The sequence below is a fragment of the Microlunatus sagamiharensis genome (genome assembly GCF_900105785.1).
GTDB lineage: Bacteria > Actinomycetota > Actinomycetes > Propionibacteriales > Propionibacteriaceae > Microlunatus > Microlunatus sagamiharensis.
Window position 1 is genome coordinate 254,848 of sequence record NZ_LT629799.1, and the last position, 21,466, is coordinate 276,313.

Annotated in this window: 20 protein-coding genes; 16 read left to right on the forward strand and 4 right to left on the reverse strand. The window is 73.2% G+C overall.

The features are described from left to right. The first annotated feature begins 31 nt into the window (after nucleotides 1-31). On the forward strand, nucleotides 32-1,612 hold the full coding sequence (locus tag BLU42_RS01130; protein WP_091072548.1) for an acyl-CoA mutase large subunit family protein: 1,581 nt from the start codon (nucleotides 32-34) through the stop codon (nucleotides 1,610-1,612). A gap of 43 nt (nucleotides 1,613-1,655) precedes the next feature. On the opposite strand, the gene BLU42_RS01135 is transcribed toward BLU42_RS01130, so the two are convergent. Continuing rightward, nucleotides 1,656-2,549, reverse strand: coding sequence for a siderophore-interacting protein (locus BLU42_RS01135; protein WP_091072552.1), 894 nt, complete (start codon nucleotides 2,547-2,549; stop codon nucleotides 1,656-1,658). 122 nt (nucleotides 2,550-2,671) lie between these two features. Between BLU42_RS01135 and BLU42_RS01140 the strand changes: the two genes are divergently transcribed. The 8 genes from BLU42_RS01140 to BLU42_RS01175 all read left to right on the forward strand — a co-directional run bounded on the left by BLU42_RS01140 (nucleotide 2,672) and on the right by BLU42_RS01175 (nucleotide 11,460). After that, nucleotides 2,672-3,919: an amidohydrolase gene (locus tag BLU42_RS01140; protein WP_091072557.1), complete on the forward strand. Its 1,248-nt coding sequence runs from the start codon at nucleotides 2,672-2,674 to the stop codon at nucleotides 3,917-3,919. Nucleotides 3,920-4,113: 194 nt separating this feature from the next. Further along, nucleotides 4,114-5,232 (forward strand): BMP family lipoprotein, encoded by a 1,119-nt coding sequence (locus tag BLU42_RS01145; protein WP_172825724.1) that lies wholly within the window; start codon nucleotides 4,114-4,116, stop codon nucleotides 5,230-5,232. 1 nt (nucleotide 5,233) lies between these two features. Then, complete coding sequence (locus BLU42_RS01150; RefSeq protein WP_091072559.1) at nucleotides 5,234-6,853, forward strand: ABC transporter ATP-binding protein; 1,620 nt, start codon at nucleotides 5,234-5,236, stop codon at nucleotides 6,851-6,853. After that, nucleotides 6,850-8,088, forward strand: a complete 1,239-nt coding sequence (locus tag BLU42_RS01155; protein WP_407940240.1) for an ABC transporter permease — start codon at nucleotides 6,850-6,852, stop codon at nucleotides 8,086-8,088. Before BLU42_RS01150 ends, BLU42_RS01155 begins: the two co-directional genes overlap by 4 nt. Then, entirely contained in the window at nucleotides 8,085-9,395 is a 1,311-nt protein-coding gene (locus BLU42_RS01160; protein WP_091072563.1) for an ABC transporter permease, read from the forward strand. The genes BLU42_RS01155 and BLU42_RS01160 overlap by 4 nt, the downstream gene beginning before the upstream one ends. A 106-nt stretch (nucleotides 9,396-9,501) precedes the next feature. Beyond that, nucleotides 9,502-9,972, forward strand: a complete 471-nt coding sequence (locus BLU42_RS01165; RefSeq protein ID WP_269458007.1) for a cytidine deaminase — start codon at nucleotides 9,502-9,504, stop codon at nucleotides 9,970-9,972. Next, nucleotides 9,965-11,032: an adenosine deaminase gene (locus BLU42_RS01170; protein WP_172825725.1), complete on the forward strand. Its 1,068-nt coding sequence runs from the start codon at nucleotides 9,965-9,967 to the stop codon at nucleotides 11,030-11,032. Before BLU42_RS01165 ends, BLU42_RS01170 begins: the two co-directional genes overlap by 8 nt. Next, on the forward strand, nucleotides 11,029-11,460 hold the full coding sequence (locus tag BLU42_RS01175) for a hypothetical protein (RefSeq protein WP_091072571.1): 432 nt from the start codon (nucleotides 11,029-11,031) through the stop codon (nucleotides 11,458-11,460). Before BLU42_RS01170 ends, BLU42_RS01175 begins: the two co-directional genes overlap by 4 nt. A gap of 12 nt (nucleotides 11,461-11,472) precedes the next feature. On the opposite strand, the gene BLU42_RS01180 is transcribed toward BLU42_RS01175, so the two are convergent. Beyond that, nucleotides 11,473-12,696, reverse strand: a complete 1,224-nt coding sequence (locus tag BLU42_RS01180) for an ArgE/DapE family deacylase (protein ID WP_091072573.1) — start codon at nucleotides 12,694-12,696, stop codon at nucleotides 11,473-11,475. Between the two features lie 82 nt (nucleotides 12,697-12,778). Continuing rightward, nucleotides 12,779-13,324 (reverse strand): DinB family protein, encoded by a 546-nt coding sequence (locus tag BLU42_RS01185; protein WP_091072577.1) that lies wholly within the window; start codon nucleotides 13,322-13,324, stop codon nucleotides 12,779-12,781. A 121-nt stretch (nucleotides 13,325-13,445) separates the two neighbouring features. Here BLU42_RS01185 and metG point away from each other — a divergent pair, with 121 nt between their 5' ends. From metG to BLU42_RS01205, 4 genes are all read left to right on the forward strand, one after another. After that, the gene (gene metG, locus BLU42_RS01190; protein WP_407940241.1) at nucleotides 13,446-15,230 is read left to right on the forward strand and encodes a methionine--tRNA ligase; all 1,785 of its coding nucleotides are present in this window, start codon (nucleotides 13,446-13,448) and stop codon (nucleotides 15,228-15,230) included. Nucleotides 15,231-15,332: 102 nt separating this feature from the next. Next, nucleotides 15,333-16,190 (forward strand): phytanoyl-CoA dioxygenase family protein, encoded by an 858-nt coding sequence (locus BLU42_RS01195; protein ID WP_231918384.1) that lies wholly within the window; start codon nucleotides 15,333-15,335, stop codon nucleotides 16,188-16,190. A gap of 61 nt (nucleotides 16,191-16,251) precedes the next feature. Then, nucleotides 16,252-16,644 (forward strand): PPOX class F420-dependent oxidoreductase, encoded by a 393-nt coding sequence (locus tag BLU42_RS01200; RefSeq protein ID WP_091072580.1) that lies wholly within the window; start codon nucleotides 16,252-16,254, stop codon nucleotides 16,642-16,644. Nucleotides 16,645-16,754: 110 nt separating this feature from the next. After that, nucleotides 16,755-18,029: an MFS transporter gene (locus BLU42_RS01205; RefSeq protein ID WP_091072583.1), complete on the forward strand. Its 1,275-nt coding sequence runs from the start codon at nucleotides 16,755-16,757 to the stop codon at nucleotides 18,027-18,029. An 18-nt stretch (nucleotides 18,030-18,047) separates the two neighbouring features. On the opposite strand, the gene BLU42_RS01210 is transcribed toward BLU42_RS01205, so the two are convergent. Next, entirely contained in the window at nucleotides 18,048-18,905 is an 858-nt protein-coding gene (locus BLU42_RS01210) for an NAD(P)-dependent oxidoreductase (RefSeq protein ID WP_197680568.1), read from the reverse strand. A 128-nt stretch (nucleotides 18,906-19,033) separates the two neighbouring features. Here BLU42_RS01210 and BLU42_RS01215 point away from each other — a divergent pair, with 128 nt between their 5' ends. The 3 genes from BLU42_RS01215 to BLU42_RS01225 all read left to right on the forward strand — a co-directional run bounded on the left by BLU42_RS01215 (nucleotide 19,034) and on the right by BLU42_RS01225 (nucleotide 21,312). Continuing rightward, entirely contained in the window at nucleotides 19,034-19,699 is a 666-nt protein-coding gene (locus BLU42_RS01215) for a hypothetical protein (RefSeq protein ID WP_091072588.1), read from the forward strand. A 168-nt stretch (nucleotides 19,700-19,867) separates the two neighbouring features. After that, a complete protein-coding gene (locus tag BLU42_RS01220) occupies nucleotides 19,868-20,782 on the forward strand; it encodes a hypothetical protein (protein ID WP_091072591.1) in 915 nt (304 codons plus the stop codon). A 128-nt stretch (nucleotides 20,783-20,910) separates the two neighbouring features. After that, nucleotides 20,911-21,312, forward strand: a complete 402-nt coding sequence (locus BLU42_RS01225; protein WP_269458026.1) for a DUF3253 domain-containing protein — start codon at nucleotides 20,911-20,913, stop codon at nucleotides 21,310-21,312. The last annotated feature ends 154 nt before the right edge of the window (nucleotides 21,313-21,466 follow it).

The window sequence follows — 21,466 nt, forward strand, 5'->3', positions numbered from 1 at the left end:
CGCGGCTCAGTGGCGGTGGGACCATGCACCGGTGAGCGGACAGACCGAGTCGGGCACGCCGTTCGCCGACGTCTACGGCCCCGGCGAGCCCGCGGGCTTCGACCCGGACGCCGCGCTCGGCGAGCCGGGGGCGTTCCCCTTCACCCGCGGCGTGCACCCCGGGATGTACACGACGCGGCCCTGGACGACCCGGCAGTACGCGGGCTTCGGCACCGCCGCGGAGTCCAACGCGCGCTACCTCGAGCTGATCGGGCACGGCAGCGCCGGGCTCTCGGTCGCCTTCGACCTGCCCACGCAGATGGGCATGGACTCCGACGCAGCGCTCGCCGCCGGAGAGGTGGGCAAGGTCGGCGTGGCGATCGACTCCGTCGACGACATGCGGGTGCTGTTCGCGGGCATCGACCTGGCCCAGGTGTCGACGTCGATGACCATCAACGCCCCCGCCGCGGTGCTCCTCCTGCTCTACCAGCTGGTGGCCGAGGAGAACGGCATCGACCCTGCGCTGCTGACGGGCACGATCCAGAACGACGTGCTCAAGGAGTACATCGCCCGGGGCACCTACATCTACCCGCCGCAGGCGTCGCTGCGCCTGGTGGGCGACACCTTCGCCTACTGCGCGCAGGCGCTGCCGCGCTGGAACACGATCTCGATCTCGGGCTACCACATGGCCGAGGCCGGGGCGACGCCCGCGCAGGAGATCGCCTTCACCCTGGCCAACGGGATCGCGTACGTGGAGGCGGCGCTGGCCGCCGGGCTCGACGTGGACCAGCTCGCGCCGCGGCTGTCGTTCTTCTTCGTCGCGCGGACGACGCTGCTCGAGGAGGTGGCCAAGTTCCGAGCCGCGCGGCGGATCTGGGCGCACGTCATGCGCGAGCGCTTCGGTGCCGAGAACCCCCGGTCGCTGATGCTGCGCTTCCACACCCAGACCGCGGGCGTGCAGCTCACGGCGCAGCAGCCGGAGGTCAACCTCGTCCGCGTCGCCGTCCAGGCGCTCGGCGCGGTGCTCGGCGGCACGCAGTCGCTGCACACCAACTCCTACGACGAGGCGATCGCCCTGCCCACGCCGAAGGCCGCGCGGCTCGCGCTGCGCACCCAGCAGGTGCTGGCCCACGAGACCGACCTGACCAAGACGGTCGACCCGTTCGCCGGCTCCTACGTCGTCGAGTCGCTGACCGACGACGTGGAGGCCGCGGCGCTCGCGCTGATGGAGGCGGTGGAGCAGCGCGGCGGCGCGGTCGCCGCGATCGAGCAGGGCTACCAGAAGGGCGAGATCGAGTCGTCGGCGTACGACGTCCAGCGTGAGATCGACGCGGGCGAGCGCGTGGTGGTCGGGATCAACCGCTTCGTCCTCGACGAGGAGGAGCCCTACGAGCCGCTCCGCGTCGACCCGGCGCTCGAGGCCGCGCAGGCCGCGCGCGTCGCCCGGATGCGCGAGGGTCGTGACAACGTCCGCGTCCAGGCCGCGCTCGAGCAGCTGCGCTCGGCGGCGCGGGGGACCGACAACGTCCTCCCGCCCATGAAGCGCGCGCTCGCCCTGCGGGCCACCGTCGGCGAGGTCTGCGACGCCCTCCGCGACGTCTGGGGCGTCCACCGCCCCTCCGAGCGCTTCTGACGACGAGCTCCGGGAGCGCCTGCGGGCCTGCCCCTCGACGCGCCTACAGCCCCGCGCGCTCCAGGGCCTCGTCGTAGAGCTCGAGGGCCTCGTCGGAGCTGACGCCGGCGGCGACGGCCTCGGTGTAGACGGACTCGATGGTCGGGGCGACCTCGGCGTAGCGGGCGTCCCAGCGCTCGGAGTCGACGCGCCAGTAGCCGAGCGTGCAGCAGTGGGTGCTCGGCCAGCGGCGGACGTGGCGCAGGTGCTTGCGGACCGCGCGCGAGGCCGCCGCCTCTCCGGCGAACCAGACGTAGCCCTGCCCCTCGGGGGCCTCGAAGTGCTCGACCGCCTCGGGCAGCCGGCTCGGGCCGACGTCGTTGCCCGAGCCCACGAGCCAGGTCCACGTCACCCGCCCGGCCGTGGCGACCTCGATGCGGTCGTCCTCGCCCGGGACCTCGACGACCGCGTGGGCGCGGGTGCCCGGGGGCAGCTCCTCGACCGCGCGGGCGAGGGCGGGCAGGCCGGTCAGGTCGGCGGCGAGGAGCCGCCACGGGGCGTCGGCGGGCGGCTTGCACCAGCCCATCGCCTCGGTCAGGTAGATCACGTCACCCGGGCGTGCGGCCTGGGCCCAGGTCGAGGCGACCCCGCCCTCGTGCACCACGAACTCGATGCTCATGAGCAGGCGCTCCGGGTCCCAGGCGCGCACGGTGTAGCTGCGCATCGGCGGCTGGTCGTCGGGGTCGGGGTAGTCCTGCGTGCCGTCCGGCATCGTCGTGGGCTCGACGACGGCGTCCGCGCCCGGCGCGGGCAGCACGAGCACGAGCCGCTCGTCGGGCAGCCCGCTGCTCGACCAGCCCCGCAGGCCCTCACCGCCGAGATCGACGCGCAGCAGGTGCGGCGTCAGCCGTCGCGTCGCAACGACCTCGGCGCGGTGGTAGACGTCGTAGTAGCCCATGAGCCCTCCCGTGGCTTGAGGTTAGGCAACCCTAACCGCCGCTGCGCCCTCCCGGAACCGTCACAGGGTCGTCACGCGAGCGGGCCCGCCGGCTGGGGGACCGCGTGCGAGACTGGACGGCGATGTCTGCACCCGTCGACGACCACCTGCGCCGCGCCCGGATCGTCGCCGAGGTCGACGACCTGCACGAGCGTCTGATCGCCTTCCGCCGCGACGTGCACGCGCACCCCGAGGTCGGCAACGCCGAGCACCGCACGACCGCCAAGGTCGTCGAGGCGCTCGAGTCGTGCGGCCTGGTGGCCAAGGTCCTGCCCATCGGCACCGGCGCCTGGTGCGACGTCCTGCCGTACGGCGACGCGGGCGACGACGGTGACAGCGGCGCCGGCCTCGTGGGCCTGCGCGCCGACCTCGACGCCCTCCCGATCCCGGACGGCAGCGCGGTCGACTTCGCCTCGAAGGTCCCCGGCGTCGCGCACGCCTGCGGCCACGACGTGCACACGACCATCGTGCTCGGCGTGGGCATGGTCCTCGCCCGGCTGCGCGAGGACGGCCTGCTGCGCCGCGGCGTGCGGCTGATCTTCCAGCCCGCGGAGGAGACCAGCCCCGGCGGTGCGGTCGACGCCATCGACGGCGGCGTGCTCACCGACGTCTCCGAGGTGTACGCGCTGCACTGCGACCCGCGCACCGACGCGGGGCAGATCGCCCTCAAGACCGGCCCTGTCACCTCCGCGGTGAGCCAGGTCAGCGTGATCCTCACCGGCGGTGGCGGCCACACCTCCCGGCCGCACCTCACGCAGGACGTCGTGGCCGCGCTCGGCACCCTGGTGACGCAGACCCAGCTCGTCTTCTCCCGCCGCGTCGACCCGCGCAGCGGCGTCTCGATGATGTGGGGCCGGATCACCGCCGGCTCGGCGCCGAACGCCATCCCCAGCAGCGGGCAGGTGCTCGGCACGCTGCGCGCCCTGACCACCGACGGCTGGGAGCAGGCGATGGCGCTCCTGCCCGAGGTCATCACCCAGATCGTCGCGCCCTTCGGCGTCGAGGCCCGGGTGACCATCAACGAGGGCACCCCGCCGGCGGTGAACACGCAGTCCGGTGTCGACCGGCTCACCGCCGCCGGGGAGGCGATGCTCGGCCCCGTCGGCGTCACCGCGACCGAGCAGTCGCTCGGCGGCGAGGACTTCTCCTGGATGCTCCAGCAGGTGCCCGGCGCGATGGCCCGCCTCGGGGTGCGGACCCCCGGCAGCGCCTCCTGGCCCGACATCCACCACCCGAGCTTCCGCGTCGACGAGAGCTGCATCGACGTCGGCCTCAAGGTGCTCGCCGACGTCGCGAGCACGGTTCCGGCGCCGGTCGGCAGCCCGGCCTGAGCCGGACGGGAGAGTCCGCGCCCCGTCGTAACGCGATGGTGACCCTCAGGATTCGAGGTCGGGGGGTGGGCAGGCACTAGAGTGCTCTGCGCCGGGCGACCCCTGGCGGCGCGAGGTTTCCTCGCCGCGGCCCTGCTGGGCCGCACGATCTCTTGACGAGCGTGACACGCAGACCCGAACGAGGAGACCGTTCCGTGAAGAAGACCCTGACCCTGGTGGGCGCGCTCGCGACGTCCGCCGCCCTGGCCCTGGCTGGCTGCGCGCAGGCGCCCGGCACCGACGCCGGCTCGTCGGCCCCGGCGAGCGGTGGGGCGTCCTCCGCCGCCGCCGACTCGAGCGGCTTCAAGGCCTGCATGGTCTCCGACTCCGGCGGCTTCGACGACAAGTCGTTCAACCAGACGGCGTACAAGGGCCTCACCGACGCCAAGACCGAGCTCGGCATCGAGACCGGCCAGGTCGAGTCGAACGCCGCGGCCGACTACGCCAAGAACGTGCAGTCGATGGTCGACGCCAAGTGCAGCATCATCGTCACCGTCGGGTTCGCGCTGAGCGACGACACCCTCGCCTCGGCCAAGGCCAACCCGAGCATCAAGTACGCGATCGTCGACAACAACGACCCGGAGAACTACCCGGCGGCCAAGAACCTCAAGCCGCTGGTCTTCAACACCGCGCAGTCGAGCTTCCTCGCCGGCTACGTCGCGGCGGGCATGAGCCAGACCGGCAAGGTCGGCACGTTCGGCGGGCAGAAGTTCCCGACCGTCACGATCTTCATGGACGGCTTCGCCCAGGGCGTCGAGTACTACAACAAGCAGAAGAGCAAGAGCGTCTCGGTGCTCGGCTGGGACGAGGCCAAGCAGGACGGCCAGTTCGTCGGCAGCTTCGAGGACCAGAAGGGCGGCCAGCGCGTCGCCCAGGGCCTCGTCAGCCAGGGCGCCGACATCATCCTCCCGGTCGCCGGCCCGGCGGGCCTCGGCGCGCTGCAGGCGGCCAAGGCGAGCGGCGGCAAGGTCAACGCGATCTGGGTCGACACCGACGGCTGCGTGAGCGCGGAGACCTACTGCTCCAACATCATCACCAGCGTCACCAAGGGCCTCGACGTCTCCGTGACCGACGCGATCAAGGCCGCCAAGGACGGGTCGTTCGACAACAGCCCGTACGTCGGCACGCTGGAGAACGGCGGCACCGGGCTCGCCCCGTACCACGACTTCGACGGCAAGGTCCCGGCCGAGCTGAAGTCCGAGGTCGACGCCCTGAAGGCCGACATCATCTCGGGCAAGATCACCATCGAGTCCAAGTCGCAGCCGACCTCCTGAGGTGACCTCCCGCACCACGGAGGCCCCGGGACCCGGGACCGACCCCGCAGCGCCGCCCCCCACGGGGCTGGCGCTGCGGGGCATCACCAAGCGCTTCGGCTCGCTGGTCGCCAACGACTCGATCGACCTCGACATCCTCCCGGGCGAGATCCACTGCCTGCTCGGGGAGAACGGGGCCGGCAAGTCGACGCTGATGAACGTCCTCTACGGGCTGCTCAGCCCGGACGAGGGCCAGATCTTCGTCGACGGCGCGCCGGTGACGATCCGCAACCCGAAGGAGGCCATCGCCGACGGGATCGGCATGGTCCACCAGCACTTCATGCTGGTCGAGGTCTTCTCCGTCGCGGAGAACCTCGTCCTCGGCCGCGAGGGCAGCGCCGGCCTGCTGAGCATGCGCAAGGCCCGCCGGACCGTCCGCCGGCTGTCGGAGCGCTACCGCTTCGACGTCGACCCGGACGCGGTCGTGGAGGAGCTCCCGGTCGGGGTGCAGCAGCGCGTCGAGATCCTCAAGGCGCTCGCCAACGACGCCCGGTTCCTGATCTTCGACGAGCCGACCGCGGTGCTGACGCCGCAGGAGATCGACGAGCTCATGGCCGTCATGCGCTCGCTGCGCGACGAGGGCAAGGCCGTCGTCTTCATCACGCACAAGCTGCGCGAGGTCCGCGAGATCGCCGACCGGATCACGGTCATCCGCCGGGGCGCGGTCGTCGGCACGGCCGACCCCGGCGAGCCCGAGGGGCGCCTGGCCGAGCTCATGGTGGGCCGTGCGGTCAACCTCGTCGTGGACAAGGAACCGCCCACGCCCAGCGCCACCCCCCGCCTCGCCCTGCGCGGGGTGTCGGTGGCCAACGCCGCCGGCCAGGTCGTCGTCGAGGACCTCGACCTCGACGTGCACGGCGGCGAGATCGTCTGCGTCGCGGGCGTGCAGGGCAACGGCCAGAGCGAGCTCGCCGACGCCCTGCTCGGCACCCTCGGCGTCACGGCGGGCTCGATCACCCTCGACGGCGCGACGATCAGCGGGCGCTCGCCCAAGGAGATCATCGACGCGGGCCTGGGCTTCGTGCCCGAGGACCGTCAGCACGACGGCTTCGTCGGCAGCTTCACCGTCGCGGAGAACCTCGTGCTCAACCACTTCGACGAGGCCCCGTACGCGAAGGGCATCCGGCTCGACCTCTCCCGCATCCGCGGCAACGCCGACGAGCGGGTGGGGGAGTTCGACATCCGTACGCAGGGGATCGACACCCCGGTCAGCGCGCTGTCGGGCGGCAACCAGCAGAAGGTCGTGCTCGCCCGCGAGCTGTCGCGCCCGCTCGCGGCGCTGGTCGCGAGCCAGCCCACGCGCGGCGTCGACGTCGGGGCCATCGAGTTCCTGCACAAGCGCCTGGTCGGCGAGCGCGACCGCGGGACCGCCGTGCTCATCGTCTCGACCGAGCTGGACGAGGTCGCGGCGCTCGCCGACCGCGTCGCCGTCATGTACCGCGGCCGCGTGGTCGGTGTCGTGCCGCCCGACACCTCGCGCGAGGCGCTCGGGCTGATGATGGCGGGCGTGCCCGTCGAGGAGGCCCTCGCGGCCGCCGACGCCGCCGGGGCCCAGGCCCCGGCCGGGAAGGACCTGACGTGAGCACGGCCACGACCCCGCCGACTAGCCCGACCAGCCCGGTCGGCCCGGGCACGAGCGCCCCGGAGCGGCGCCGGCCCGCCCGGCGCTTCCCCTGGACCGACGTCGTCACGACGGTGATCGCCTTCGTGCTGGCGTTCCTGGTCGGGGCGGTGCTGATGATCGTCTCCGACACCGACGTCCGCACGAAGTTCACCTACTTCTTCGCCCGGCCCTCGGACGCCGTCACCGCCTCGCTCGACAAGGTCGGGGGCGCGTACGGCGCGCTGCTCGCCGGGTCGCTCGGCGGCATCGGCCCGATCACCGAGACCACCGCGCAGGCCGCGCCGCTGATCTGCGCCGGGCTCGGCGTCGCGCTGGCCTTCCGCGCGGGGCTGTTCAACATCGGCGCGCAGGGCCAGGCGATCCTCGGCGCGCTCTTCGCCGCGTGGGTGGGCTTCAGCCTCCACCTGCCGCCCGGCGTCCACCTGCTCGTGGCGGTCGTCGCCGGTCTGGTCGGCGGCGCGCTCTGGGGCGGGCTGGTCGGCTGGCTCAAGGCCGTCGCGGGCGCCCACGAGGTGATCGTCACGATCATGCTCAACTACGTCGCGGCCGGGCTGCTGGCGTACCTGCTCACGACGACCGCCTTCCAGCGCCCGGGCCGCACCGACCCGATCTCGCCGATCGTCGACTGGAACGCCACCTTCCCGCGCGTGGCCGGCACGCAGCTCCACCTCGGCTTCGTCGTCGCGCTGCTCGCCGCCGTGGTGGTGTGGTGGCTGCTCGAGCGCTCGACCACGGGCTTCGCGATCCGCGCCGTCGGGGCCAACCCGCACGCCGCCGCGACCGCGGGCATGAGCGTGGCCCGCACGACGATCATCACGATGGCGCTCGCCGGGGCGCTCGCCGGGCTCGCGGGCGTGCAGGCCGCGCTCGGCCCGTCCGCGTCCGGGCTGCCCGTGCCGCTATCGGCCGGCATCGTCGGCTCGATCGGCTTCGACGCCATCACCGTCGCCCTGCTCGGCCGCTCGACGCCGCTGGGCACCGTGCTCGCCGGGCTGCTGTTCGGGGCCCTGCACGCCGGCGGCCTGGCCATGCAGAGCGTCGCGCAGACGCCGCTGACCCTGACCACCGCGCTGCAGGCGCTGATCGTGCTCTTCGTCGCCGCGCCCGCCCTGGTCACCCGGCTGGTCCCGTTCGTCCGCACCCGCAAGGCCCACACGTCCGGGCCGGTCCCGCAGGGAGGCCTCGCCTCGTGAGCAGCACCTCCTCGCTCGAGCCGGCCCCGCGGACGGACGCGGTCGTCCCGGCCACGGCCGAGACCGTCGAGTCGCCGGAGCGCCGCCGACAACGACTGTCGACCGGCGTGCTCATCGCCGTCGTCGGCCTGCTGCTGCTCGTCGCCCTCGGCTCGACGACCGGCGTGGCCCGCTTCGCGCTCTCCGACGCCTTCGACGAGGTCCAGCTCGGGACGATCCCGCTGCCGGGCCTGCCGACCGTCGCCGTCTGCGCGGTGCTCTGCCTGGTCGCCGCCGCCTCCTTCCTCAGCGGGCGGGTGCACGGCCGGTGGGCCGCGCTCGCCGCGACCGTGGCCGGGCTCGCCGTGGTCGTCGGCTTCCTCACCTGGGCCGCCGCCGGGCGCGACCTGCCCTTCCCGGTGAGCAACCAGTTCGCCGGGACGCTCTCGCTCGCCACCCCGCTCGTCTTCGGCGCCCTCTGCGGCGTCCTCTGCGAGCGCGCGGGCGTGGTCAACGTCAGCATCGAGGGCCAGTTCCTCGCCGCCGCCTTCGCCGCGGCCGTCGTCGGCAGCATCACTCAGTCGGTGCCTGCCGCGATCGTCGCCGCCGTCGTGGCCGGCGTGGTCATGGCCGCGCTGCTCGCCCTCTTCTCGATCAACTACCTGGTCAACCAGGTCGTCCTCGGCGTCGTGCTCAACCTGCTGGCCGTCGGCGTCACCGGCTTCCTCTTCGACCAGCTCGTGCAGCCCGCGGCGTCGACGTACAACAACGCCCCGGTGCTCGACACGATCGCCATCCCCGGGCTGTCGTCGATCCCGTTCTTCGGCCGCGTGCTCTTCGACCAGAACGTCCTCGCCTACCTCGCGATCATCGCGGTGGTCGTCGTGTGGGTCCTGCTCTACCGCACCACCTGGGGCCTGCGCGTCCGCTCGGTGGGGGAGCACCCGCAGGCGGCGGACACGGTCGGCATCAGCGTCCGGGGCATCCGCTGGTCGGCCGTCCTGGCGGGAGGCGTGCTGGCCGGGCTCGGCGGCTCGTTCTTCACGCTGGCCTCGACGGGCCAGTTCACCAAGGAGTTCACGGTCGGCAACGGCTTCATCGCCCTCGCCGCGCTGATCATGGGCCGCTGGCGGCCCGTGCTGGCGACGGTCATGTGCCTGTTCTTCGGCTTCGTCACCCAGATGGCCTCGCAGCTGCAGACGCTGAGCACGCCGATGCCCAGCCAGCTGCTGCTCGTGCTGCCCTACATCGCGACGATCATCGCCGTCGCCGGCCTGGTCGGACGCGTACGACCTCCCGCCGCCGACGGCGTGCCGTACGAGAAGTGAGCTCCGCTCCCATCGCCCCCACCCCTCGTCCCGCGAGCGGTAGGTTGCGGCGCGAATCGCGGGCCGGAAGGCGCGGCAACCTACCGGTCGAGGAGGGTGGAGCAGCGTGAGCGAGACGACGCACGGGACCGACGAGACCCGGGAGGGCCGCCCGAGCCGTGAGGTCGACTGGGAGCTGCTCCGCGCCCGCGCCGCGAAGATGATGCGGCGGGCGTACGCGCCCTACTCCCGCTACCCGGTCGGGGCGGCCGCGCTGGTCGACGACGGCCGGCTGGTCGGCGGCTGCAACGTCGAGAACGCCGCGTACGGGGTCACGCTCTGCGCCGAGTGCGGGCTCGTCTCCGACCTCGTGGCCGGGGGCGGCGGCCGGCTGGTCGCGTTCAGCTGCTGCGACGCCGACGGCGAGCGGCTGATGCCCTGCGGCCGCTGCCGGCAGCTGCTCTGGGAGCACGGCGGCCCGGACCTGCTCGTCGACACCCCGCTCGGGGTGCAGCCGATGACCGCGGTGCTGCCGCAGGCCTTCGGGACCACGGACCTGGACAAGGTCGCCGCGCGCGACACTGGTGGGCATGCCTGAGCTCGATCTCGACCACGTCCGCGCCCTGCCCAAGGTCTCCCTGCACGACCACCTCGACGGGGGCCTGCGCCCCGCGACCGTCCTGGAGCTGGCCGGCGAGGCTGGTCACCCGCTGCCCGACGGTGCCGACGGCTCGGCGGAGGCGCTCGGGCGCTGGTTCGTCGAGGCGGCCGACTCGGGCTCGCTCGTGCGCTACCTCGAGACCTTCGACCACACCATCGCGGTCATGCAGACCGCGGCGAACCTGCGACGCGTCGCCCGGGAGTTCGTCGAGGACCTCGCCGCCGACGGCGTCGTCTACGGCGAGGCCCGCTGGGCGCCGGAGCAGCACACCCAGCAGGGGCTGACCCAGTCCGAGGCCGTCGCCGCGGTGGCCGAGGGCATCACCGACGGCGTCGAGGCGAGCCGGGCCCGGGGTCGCACGGTCGTCGTCCGCCAGCTGCTGACCTCGATGCGCCACGTCGAGCCGAACCTCACCGCCGCCGAGCTGGTGCTGGCCGACCGCAGCGGCACCGTCGCCGGCTTCGACATCGCCGGCGCCGAGGACGGCTTCCCGCCCGAGCGCTTCCTGCCCGCCTTCGTGCACCTGCGCACGCACGGCTGGCCCTCGACGATCCACGCCGGCGAGGCGGCGGGCGTCGACTCGATCGCCGGCGCCGTGCTGGCCTGCGGGGCGAACCGCGTCGGGCACGGGGTGCGGATCGTCGAGGACATCGGCGCCGGCGGCGCCCTCGGGGCCGTCGCCGGCTACGTCCGCGACCGCCGGGTGCCGCTGGAGCTGTGCCCGTCGAGCAACGTCCAGACCGGCGCCGCCGCCTCGGTCGCCGAGCACCCGATCCGCCGCCTCGACGAGCTCGGCTTCCTGGTCACCGTCAACTGCGACAACCAGCTGATGAGCGGCACCAGCCTGAGCCGCGAGATGAGCCTGCTGGTCAGCGAGCTCGGCTACGACCTCGACGGGCTGCGCCGGCTGACGGTCAACGCGGCCGAGAGCGCCTTCTGGTCCTTCCCCGAGCGTCGCCGGCTGATCGAGGACGTGATCCTCCCCGCGTACCGGTGAGCCGGTCGCCGCGGATCGCGCCCTACCGGGTGTCCTACCGGCTCGCGCTCGGCCCGGACGGGTCGGTCTACCGCGTCGTCGACGTGACGACCGACCAGCCCCACCTGCTCGTCGTGTCCGACGAGGAGGAGCGGTCGGCGACCGACCGGGTGGCCGCGCGGCTGGCCGGGCTCGACCCCGACCTGGTGGTCCGCACCGGCGCGGGTGAGCAGCTCTGGGCGGCCCTGTTGCCGGGCGAGGAGCTGCGAGCGGTGGAGCTGGTGGGCCTCGGCGGCGTCCCGCGGCAGAACTGGCTGACCGACGGGCGGGGCTGGCCTCGGCGCGACGCACGGTCCTGGACGCTCGTCGCCCTCCGCACGCTGCTCGTGCTGGTCCTGCTCGGGGTGCTCCTCTGGGTCGGGCACCTGCTGCGGACCCAGGGCTCCTGAGGACGGCGCCGGTCAGGCCACCCCGGCGCGCAGCAGGTCCTCGAACACCGCCGCCGCGGTCGCGACCTCCGCGACCGGGACCGACTCGTCCGGGCCGTGCGCCAGCCGGACGTCGCCCGGGCCGTAGTGCAGCGTCGGCACCCCGACGGCCGCGTACTGGCGCAGGTCGCTGCCCCACGGGGCGCCGACCTCGGGCGGTTCGCTGCCGCCGGTGACCTGGGCGTGCGCCCGCGCGACCTGCCGGCCGAAGGGGTGCCCGGCCGTCAGGTGCCCGCCGGCGAAGCGGCCGCCGGGCCAGGTGACGACCGGTGGGTGGTCGCGCAGGAAGGGGTGGGCCGCGGCCGCCTCGGCCACCGCCTGCTCGAGCTCCGCCCGGGCCGACGCCGGGTCCTCCTCGACCCGCAGGCCGTAGCGGCCCTCGGCGACGAGCAGGTCGGGGACGCTGCTCGCCCAGTCGCCGGCACGCACCCGCCCCACCGAGAGCGGGTAGGGGACCGGCAGGTGGTCGAGCAGCGGTTCGCGGACCCGGTTGCGGCGCTCGGCCAGCGCGGCCAGCGCCGCGTGCAGGGGCAGGTAGGCGTCGATCGCGGAGACGCCGACGTACGCGGTGCTGCCGTGCGTGGCGACGCCCGGCACCTCGAGGCGGAAGGTCAGCGAACCCGCGTTCGCGGTGTTCAGCCGCAGGCTGGTCGGCTCCGGGATCACGCACGCCCGGCCCGTGTGCCCGCGCACGAGGGTCCCGAAGGCCCCAAGCCCGCCGTCCTCCTCGCCGATCGTGCAGTGCACGGCGAAGGGCGGCACCCGCGTCACGTCCCGGCCGAGCGCGGCCACGGCGGCCAGGCTCGCGGCGAGACCGCCCTTCATGTCGCACGCCCCGCGCCCGACCAGGCTCCCGCGGTCGACGACCGGGACGAAGGGGTCGCCGCTCCACGCCTCGAGGTCGCCCGGCGGCACGACGTCGACGTGGCTGGACAGCACGAGCCCGACCTCCTCGCCCGGCTGGCTGACCGCGACCAGGCCCCAGGCGGCGGCACGGTCGACCTCCTCGCCGGGGTAGGCCTCGCCCGCGCGCAGGGCGTCGAGGTCGAGCGGCCACAGGTCGACGGTGAGGCCGAGGTCTCCCAGCCGCTCGGCCAGCAGGTGCTGGATGCGCAGCTCGTCGGCGGCGCCGCCGATGCTGGGCACCGCGACGAGGTCGGCGAGGGTGCGGACCAGGGCGTCGGGGTCGACGGTCACGGGCGGTGCTCCTCTGCAGGACGACGACGGGTGCGATCCTGCACCGTGACGGTGCAGGATCGCACCCGGTCTCCCCTCCGGGTCAGCCCATCGACCTCTGCCCGTCGATCGTCTCGCGCAGGATGTCGGCGTGGCCGGCGTGCTGGGCCGTCTCGGCCAGGACGTGCATGAGGACCCGCCGGTTGCTCCAGACCTCCCCGGGGGTGAACCACGGTGCGCTCGGTACCGCGTGCACCTCGTCGAGGTCGACGGAGCCCACCAGCGACTCCAGCCGCTCGCTGACGGAGCCGTACGCGGCCAGGGCGCCGTCGAGCGTCTCACCCTCGACCAGGCGGAACTCGTCCGCGCGCGCCTCGAGCAGGGCCGGGTCGGGATTCGACCAGTCGATGCCGTCGGGCTCGGGCGCACCGTGCTCGACGAAGTCGAGCCAGGAGGCGACCGTCGCCGCCACGTGCTTGACCAGCCCGCCGGCGCTCAGGGCGCTGACCGTCGGTGCGAGCCGGGCCTGCTCGTCGGTCAGGCCCTTGACGGTCAGGAGGAAGAGCCCGCGGTGCTTGGCGTGGATCGCCAGGATCTCGTCGCGCTCGGAGGGTGAGGGCGGTGCGGTCGGGTCGGTGGCTCCGGTCATCTGCGGCTCCTTGCTCGGAGGGTCGGCGGGACGGGACTGACGCTAGCGACGACCGCTGACAGATCACCCCGGCCGAAACCCGTGCCCGGGTCGCCCGCGGCGCCGACTAGGCTCGCCCGTCGTGGCTCGCATCCTGACCGCTGTCGCCTGGCCCTACGCGAACGGGCCCCGGCACATCGGGCACGTCTCCGGTTTCGGCGTCCCCTCCGACGTGTTCAGCCGCTTCATGCGGATGAGCGGGCACGACGTCCTCATGGTCTCCGGCACCGACGAGCACGGCACGCCCATCGGCGTCCAGGCCGAGCGCGAGGGCCTGACGAACCGCGAGGCCGCCGACAAGTACAACCGCGTCATCGTCGAGGACCTGCAGGGCCTCGGGCTGTCGTACGACCTCTTCACCCGCACGACGACGCTCAACCACTACGCCGTGGTCCAGGACCTCTTCAGCGCCCTGCACCGCAACGGCTACGTCGTGCCGCGCGTGCAGATGGGCGCGATCAGCCCGTCGACCGGCCGTACGCTGCCCGACCGCTACATCGAGGGCACCTGCCCGATCTGCGGCTACACCAGCGCCCGCGGCGACCAGTGTGACAACTGCGGCAACCAGCTCGACCCGATCGACCTGGTCGAGCCGCGCTCGCGGATCAACGGCGAGACCCCGGAGTTCGTCGAGACCGAGCACTTCTTCCTCGACCTGCCGTCGCTGGCGGGTGCGCTGGGGGCGTGGCTGGAGACCCGGACCGACTGGCGGCCCAACGTCCTCAAGTTCAGCGAGAACCTCATCGCCGAGCTCAAGCCGCGCGCCATCACCCGCGACATCGACTGGGGCGTGCCGATCCCGCTCGAGGGCTGGAGCGAGCAGCCGATGAAGCGGCTCTACGTCTGGTTCGACGCGGTGATCGGCTACCTGTCCGCGGCGATCGAGTGGGCGAAGCGATCGGGCGACCCCGAGGCCTGGCGGCAGTGGTGGACCGACCCCGACGCGCGCTCGTACTACTTCATGGGCAAGGACAACATCGTCTTCCACTCGGTCATCTGGCCGGGCATCCTGCTCGGCCACAACGGCCAGGGCGACCACGGCGGCGTGCCGGGGCCGTTCGGCGAGCTGGACCTGCCGAGCGAGGTCGTCTCGAGCGAGTACCTGACGATGAGCGGCGCCAAGTTCTCGACCAGCCGCAACCAGGTCATCTACGTCGGGGACTTCCTGCGCGAGTTCGGCCCGGACGCCCTGCGCTACTTCATCGCCGTCGCCGGTCCGGAGACGACGGACTCCGACTTCACGTGGGACGAGTTCGTCCGGCGGACCAACTTCGAGCTGGCCAACGAGTGGGGCAACCTCGTCAACCGCTCGATCTCGCTGGCCTGGAAGAACAACGGCGCGATCCCGACGCCGAACGAGCTCCAGCCCGTCGACACCGCGCTGCTCGCCACCGCCGCGGGCGCCTACGACGTGGTCGGCGAGCTGCTGGGGCGCAACCGCTTCAAGGCCGCGATCAGCGAGGCGATGCGGCTGGTGCAGTCGGCGAACCGCTACCTGTCCGAGACCGAGCCCTGGAAGCTCAAGGACGACCCGGCCCGCCGCGACACGGTGCTGCACACCGCGCTCCAGGTCGTCTGGGACGCCAACACCCTGCTGACGCCCTTCCTGCCGCACGCGGCGCAGAAGGTCTTCGAGGCCCTCGGCGGCGAGGGCGTGTGGGCAGCCCAGCCGGAGATCCGGATGGTCTCGGAGGACGGCGGGCCCGACTACCCCGTGCTGATGGGCGACTACGCCGACGAGCAGGCGCGCTGGGAGAGCCGTGCGATCGTGCCCGGGACGCCGCTGGTCAAGCCGACCCCGCTCTTCACCAAGCTCGACGACGAGCTCGGCCGTACCGGCCCCTCGTGGGCCCCGATCCAGGCCTGACCCGGACCTCGGACGACCGCCCGCCGCCGGCCCCGGACCGCTGACGACGAGGTGCCGGAGGACCGGAGGGCCCCCTCCACGGCGCCCGCCCGAGGTCCTACGATGCGGGTCATGACCGATGTTGCAAAAACCAGTCCGGAACTCTCGGCCGACCTCGACGACGAGGCCCGCACGATCGTCGACGGCCTCTACGGCGACGGCATCGTCGCCCGCAAGGGCGCGTTCCCGACGGCGTGGGTCGACCGGCTGAACGCCGACGTCCTGGCCGCCTTCGAGGAGGCGCGCGGGCGTGAGGGCGGGGCCGTGAGCCGCGGGCCGGAGCGCTGGTACGTCGAGGTCCACCCCGAGCAGCTGAGCGGGTTCGTCGACCTGGTGACGCACCCGTGGGTGACGAAGGTTTGCGAGACCGTCCTCGGCCCCGACTACCAGATCGTCGAGATCGGCTTCGACATCCCGTTCGCCGGCGCGAAGAACCAGCCCTGGCACCGCGACTTCCCGTCGCCGCCGGAGACCTACGAGCAGCACCGGCTGACGTCGCTGGCCTTCAACGTGACCACGGTGGACACCACCGAGGACATGGGGCCGTTCAACATCTCGCTCGGCACGCAGTTCGAGAGCGGGCTGGAGTTCAACCACCAGCAGTTCCCGGACGAGGCGGAGTGGCCGCGCTACGAGGGGGGCAGCGTCTACAAGATGCCCCAGCGCGGCGACATCTCGGCCCGATCGGCCCTGACCATCCACCGCGGCACCGCGAACCGCTCCGCGCTGGCGCGCCCCGTCGTCGTCCTCGGCGTCGACGCGCCGGGCGCCGGGCACGACGAGCTGCACGACATGATGGTGACGAAGGCGTACCACGACGCGCTGCCCGAGGACCTCGAGCGCCACCTGCACGCCCGCGTGGTCGACGAGCTCGTGCCGATCGTCCAGAAGCACGACATCGAGGGCCTGGTGATGGGCTGACGGCTCGTCCCGCGCGGAGGGTCCTGCCGCGCGGAGGGCGGGCAGCGGGTAGAACGGAGACGTGACTCTCCCCGACGACCTGCTCGCCCTCCTGCGCGGCGCCGCCCCCTGCTTCGTGGCGACCGTCATGCCCGACGGGTCGCCCCAGCTCACGCAGACCTGGGTCGACACCGACGGCGAGAACGTCGTGATCAACACCGTCGAGGGTTTCCAGAAGGTCCGCAACCTGCGCCGCGACCCGCGCGTCTCGCTGAACGTCTGCGACCCGGCCGACGTGAACCGCTACTTCGAGGTCCGCGGTCACGTCGTCGGCATCACCGACGAAGGCGGCTGGGACCACATCGAGGCGCTGTCCCAGCGCTACACCGGCGGGCCGTACCAGAACTACGGCGGACGTCCGAGCACCCGCCTCGTCGTCACGATCGCCGTCGACAAGGTTCGCTCGCCCTACTGATCCCGGCGCGGGACCCGGCCTCGCCACCTCGGCAGCACCCTCTCGTGCGCTCCTGCTAGCCTTTCCATAGCAACGCTAAACAAAAACGCACGAGAGGCGAGGAACAGGGCATGGCACACGGCACGACGGGCAGCGCGAGCGCGGGAAGCATCCTGCACCAGCCGAGATCGGTCTGGGCCGTGGCCTTCGCGTGCGTCATCGCCTTCATGGGCATCGGCCTGGTCGACCCGATCCTGCCGGCGATCAGCGCCGAGCTGGGCGCCACGACGGCCGAGACCGAGCTGCTGTTCACCAGCTACCTGCTCGTGACCGGGCTGGCCATGTTCTTCACGAGCTTCGTCTCGAGCCGGATCGGCGCCAAGCCCACCCTGCTCGTCGGGCTGGCGCTGATCGTGGTCTTCGCCGCGCTGGCCGGGGCGAGCGGCTCGGTCAACGAGGTCATCGGCTTCCGCGCGGGCTGGGGCCTGGGCAACGCGCTGTTCATCTCGACCGCGCTGGCCACCATCGTCGGCGCGGCCAGCGGCGGCGCCGACCGCGCGATCATCCTCTACGAGGCCGCCCTCGGCCTCGGCATCGCCGTGGGCCCGCTGCTGGGCGGCGCGCTGGGCAGCATCAGCTGGCGCGGGCCGTTCTTCGGCACCGCGGTGCTGATGGCGATCGGGCTCGTCGCCATCGTGGCGCTGCTGGGCAAGGTGCCGGCCCCGACGACCCGGGTGCCGCTGTCGGCGACGTTCCGGGCGCTGCGGCACCGCGCCCTGCTGACACTGGGGCTGGCGGCGCTGTTCTACAACTTCGGCTTCTTCACGCTGCTCGCCTACACCCCGTTCCCGCTGGAGGCGGCGGCCGAGGCGTCGGGCTACGCCGACTTCGGCGCCCACGAGCTCGGCCTGATCTTCTGCGGCTGGGGCCTGTGCGTCGCGATCACGTCGGTCTTCGTGGCCCCGCGGCTCACCGCGCGGTTCGGTCGGCAGCGCACCCTGTACGCGATGCTCGTGCTGCTCGCCCTCGACCTCGCGGCGATGGCCCTGCTGTCCGACCGCTTCTGGGTCCTCGTCGGCTGCACGATCGGGGGCGGGCTCTTCCTCGGCGTGATGAACACCGTGCTCACCGAGTCCGTCATGGAGGCCACCGAGCTCCCGCGTGCGGTGGCCTCGTCCACCTACTCCGGGATCCGCTTCGTCGGCGGTGCGATCGCGCCGGCGCTCGCGGGTGTCCTGTCCGCCTCGCTCAGCCCGGCCGCCCCGTACGTCGTCGGCGCCGTCGCACTCGTGGTCTCGATCGGCGTGCTGATCCTCGGGCGCCGCCACCTCGCGCACCTCGACGCCGAGCCCGAGGCCGAGACCCTGCGCGAGCAGGCCGCCGTCCTGACCGCCGCCGACAGCTGAGGCGCGCGGGGGTCTCGCCTAGCGCTCCACGAAGCCGGTGACCACCGCGGCCATGTCGTCCGCCCCGTGGCCCTTCTCCGCCGCGGCGTCGAAGCGGCCCAGCACGGCGTCGGTGAGCGCGGTCGAAGTGCTCGAGCGCCGCTCGGCCTCGCGGATCAGCCCGAAGTCCTTGCGCACCCCGTCGAGCGCGAACGACGGCGGGTAGTCCTGCGCGATCATCATCCCGCCCTTGACGTGCACGTACGGCGAGTCGCTCGCCCCGCCGTCGAGGGCGTCGAGGAACAGCGCCGGGTCGAGCCCGAGCTGCGTCGCCAGCGCGACCGACTGGCCGACGGCCGCGGTGAGGGTGCCGACGAACGAGTTGCACACGAGCTTGAGCGCCGAGCCGCGGCCGGGCTCCTCGCCGACCCAGATCGTCTTGGACCCCATCGCCTCGAACGCGGGGGCGACGCACTCCCGCAGCTCCCCGGCCCCGGCCGCGAGGAAGACCAGCGAGCCCTGCTCGGCCGGCTGCTTGGTGCCGAGCACCGGCGCGTCGACGAAGGGCGCCCCGAACCCGCTCGCGAGGTCGGCGGCCTCGCCGGTCCCGTCGAGGCCGATCGTGCTCGCTTGCACCCACACCGGCCCGTGCTCGGCCGCGGGCAGGGCCTCGCGCATCACCGCGAGCACCGCCTCGGTGTCGAAGAGCATCAGGACGACCACGTCGGCGTCGGCGACCGCCTCACCCGCCGAGGCGCACACCCGCGCGCCGTCCTCGGCCAGGGGTTCGGCCTTATCGGGCGACCGGTTCCAGGCGTTCACCTCGATGCCCGCCCGCAGCAACGAGCGGGCCATGCCCGCACCCATGACACCCGTCCCCAGCACCGCGACTCGCATGCTTGTCATCCTCCCAGGTGACAAAAACCGGGTGATGTGCGCGATCGCCCGCGCGCCGCTCAGGTTCTCCTTAGGGTGGCGGCGGCGCGGGGCCGGGTGGGCTCCGCCGACACTCGGAGGAGCTCCCCATGACCGACATCGTCCCCACCGCCGTCGACCAGGCGGCCCTGCAACGCCGCGGCTTCCTGCGGGGCGGCGCGCTGCTCGCCGCCGCCGCCGGAGGGGCGGTCGCCGCGACCGTCGCCGGCCCGGCCCCCGCCCAGGCCGCCGAGGGTGACGTCGTCACCGCCAGCTTCGGCTTCACGCCCTTGCGCTACCTGGACACCCGGACGGCCGACGGGCGGGCGCTGATCGTGGGCTCCTCGAAGTCGGCGTTCGACTCCAAGCACCGGCTGAGGAAGAACGCGTGGCTGGACGTCGCGGTCTTCCCCGCCGACGAGCCGGGCATCGACGTCATCGCCGCCTACGTCAACGTGGGCAGCCGGGCCTCGACGGCCAAGGGCACGCTGCTCGTGACCGACCCGGAGGGCGGCAAGTCGTCCGCCTGGACCATGCACTACGGCAAGGGCGCGGAGGTCAACAACTCCGCGATCGTCGCCGTGAGCGTGGACGAGAGCGGCACCTTCTGGACCGTGCGGATCTACGCCGGCTCGGTGACGCACGTCGTCCTCGACCTCACCGGCGTGTCCGCCTCGGTCACGGTCGACGCGGGCGAGGAGCGGGCCGCCGGACGCGCCACGGCCCGCGGCGCGCGCGCCCGCGTGACCCGGGCCGCGCAGTCGCTCGGTCGTTGACCGAGAAGGCGAGCCTCGCACCGGTGCGCCGCTCCCGGCGGCGTACCGGTGCCGTCCAGGGACAGCCGGGTCCGGGCCAGTCGGCCCGAACCGCCACGAGTCGCTCAGGAAATGCTTAGGGTGACTCTGCTCGAGGCGCAGTGGCCTCGACCGATCCGAGGAGCACTTGTGACCGATCCCGTCCCGTCCGCCGACGACGCGGCCCTCCAGCGCCGCCGCTTCCTGCGCGGGGGAGCCCTGCTGGCCGCCGCGGCCGGCGGAGCCGTCGCCGCGAGCGCGAGCAGCGCGCTCCCGGCGGCGGCCGCGGAGCCCGTCGAGTACGTCCGGCTCGGCGGTGAGAGCACCAGCTCCGCGACGACCGCGCTCAGCACCAGCGGAGCCGACCTGGCGGCGCTGCAGGTCTCGAACCCCCTCGGTGCTGCACTGCGGCTCGTCCCCGTCGGCGAGAACATCCCGGAGTACTACGGTCTCCCGCTCGGCAGCGTGGTCAACACCGAGTACGGGCCCTTCATCAGCGTCGCGGACGAGGACCGCGGTTCGTTCATGACCTACCTCGTCACGGGGGAGGACCTCGTCGACGTGCCGAGGTCGAGGGCGTTCACCCCGACCAGGGCCTGGGACTCCAAGAAGAAGCAGGGGACCGTCGTGGGCACCTCGGGCTCGGGTGCGCTCGACTCGAAGGGCCGCCTCGTCAAGGGTCACTGGGTCGACGTGAAGGTCGCCGACACCGATCTGGACACCTACCCGATCGCCGCGTTCGTGACCCTCGGCAGCAGCGGGTCGACGAAGGACGGGTACCTGAACGTCTGGGGGTCCGGCAACCGCCCGTCCGGCACGATCTCGCTCTCCTTCCTCAAGGGCAAGACCCTGTCCGGCGCCGCCTACTCCCAGCTCGCGCTGAACCGGGGGAAGAAGGCATTCACGGTCCGGGTGTACGCGTCCCAGACCACCTACGTCACGCTCGACGTCAGCGGCCTGACCGCACACGCCTATCCCGGCCCCGACTTCGGCGACGACAGCGCTCGTCGCGGGGTGCAGCGCGGCGAGCGGACCCGGCAGAGCAGGACGAGCGCACCGCGCTGAGAGCCGTCCGAGCGCAACCGAGGTGGATCGCGCGCCGGACCTTCCTGCGCTCCGTAGGCTGATGCCGTGCTGATCCCTCGAACCTCCGCCGGTCTGGTCGTGACGACCAGACGCGGTGGGCCGGGCCGCTGACCCACCGGCGCGGGTCCGGGGACGACGGTCACGCGGATCGCCCCGAGGACAAGACCTGCGCGAGCTGTGGGCGCCGGATCGAGTGGCGGCGCTCGATGGCCAAGAACTGGGACGACGTCCGCTACTGCAGCGAGGCCTGCCGGCGCCGCAAGATCACGTCGGTCGACCGCCGCCTCGAGGAGCTGCTGCGCGCGCTCGTCGAGCGCGCGGGGCGCGCCGGTGTCGACCCCGACGAGGCGGCGCGCTGCGTCGACCCGGAGGCGTGGAAGCAGCTGCACGAGCCGGCGCGGCGCGCCGCCCGGCGTCTGGTGGCCGCCGGGGCCGCCGAGATGGTCCAGGGCGGCCGGGTCGTGGACCCCTCGACGGCCAAGGGCGAGGTTCGCCTGCGCGGCGTCTGAGCCCTAGGTGGGGCTCTGGCGGCGGCCGGCGGAGCGCCGGGCACCGGCGACCTTGCCGAGCGTGGTAAAACGTTCAAGAGGCTCGGGCCGCAGCGTCGTCCCGGGCTCGGCGACCGGCTGCGACGAGGACGACGCGGGCCCCGGCCCTCCCGAC

What these genes read in the sequence shown, in the direction of transcription:
- BLU42_RS01135 (WP_091072552.1), bottom strand. Translation starts at nt 2,549, where the DNA reads ATGGGCTACTACGACGTCTACCACCGCGCCGAGGTCGTTGCGACGCGA.
- BLU42_RS01140 (WP_091072557.1), top strand. Translation starts at nt 2,672, where the DNA reads ATGTCTGCACCCGTCGACGACCACCTGCGCCGCGCCCGGATCGTCGCC.
- BLU42_RS01170 (WP_172825725.1), top strand. Translation starts at nt 9,965, where the DNA reads ATGCCTGAGCTCGATCTCGACCACGTCCGCGCCCTGCCCAAGGTCTCC.
- BLU42_RS01185 (WP_091072577.1), bottom strand. Translation starts at nt 13,324, where the DNA reads ATGACCGGAGCCACCGACCCGACCGCACCGCCCTCACCCTCCGAGCGC.
- BLU42_RS01195 (WP_231918384.1), top strand. Translation starts at nt 15,333, where the DNA reads ATGCGGGTCATGACCGATGTTGCAAAAACCAGTCCGGAACTCTCGGCC.
- BLU42_RS01205 (WP_091072583.1), top strand. Translation starts at nt 16,755, where the DNA reads ATGGCACACGGCACGACGGGCAGCGCGAGCGCGGGAAGCATCCTGCAC.
- BLU42_RS01210 (WP_197680568.1), bottom strand. Translation starts at nt 18,905, where the DNA reads ATGCGAGTCGCGGTGCTGGGGACGGGTGTCATGGGTGCGGGCATGGCC.
- BLU42_RS01215 (WP_091072588.1), top strand. Translation starts at nt 19,034, where the DNA reads ATGACCGACATCGTCCCCACCGCCGTCGACCAGGCGGCCCTGCAACGC.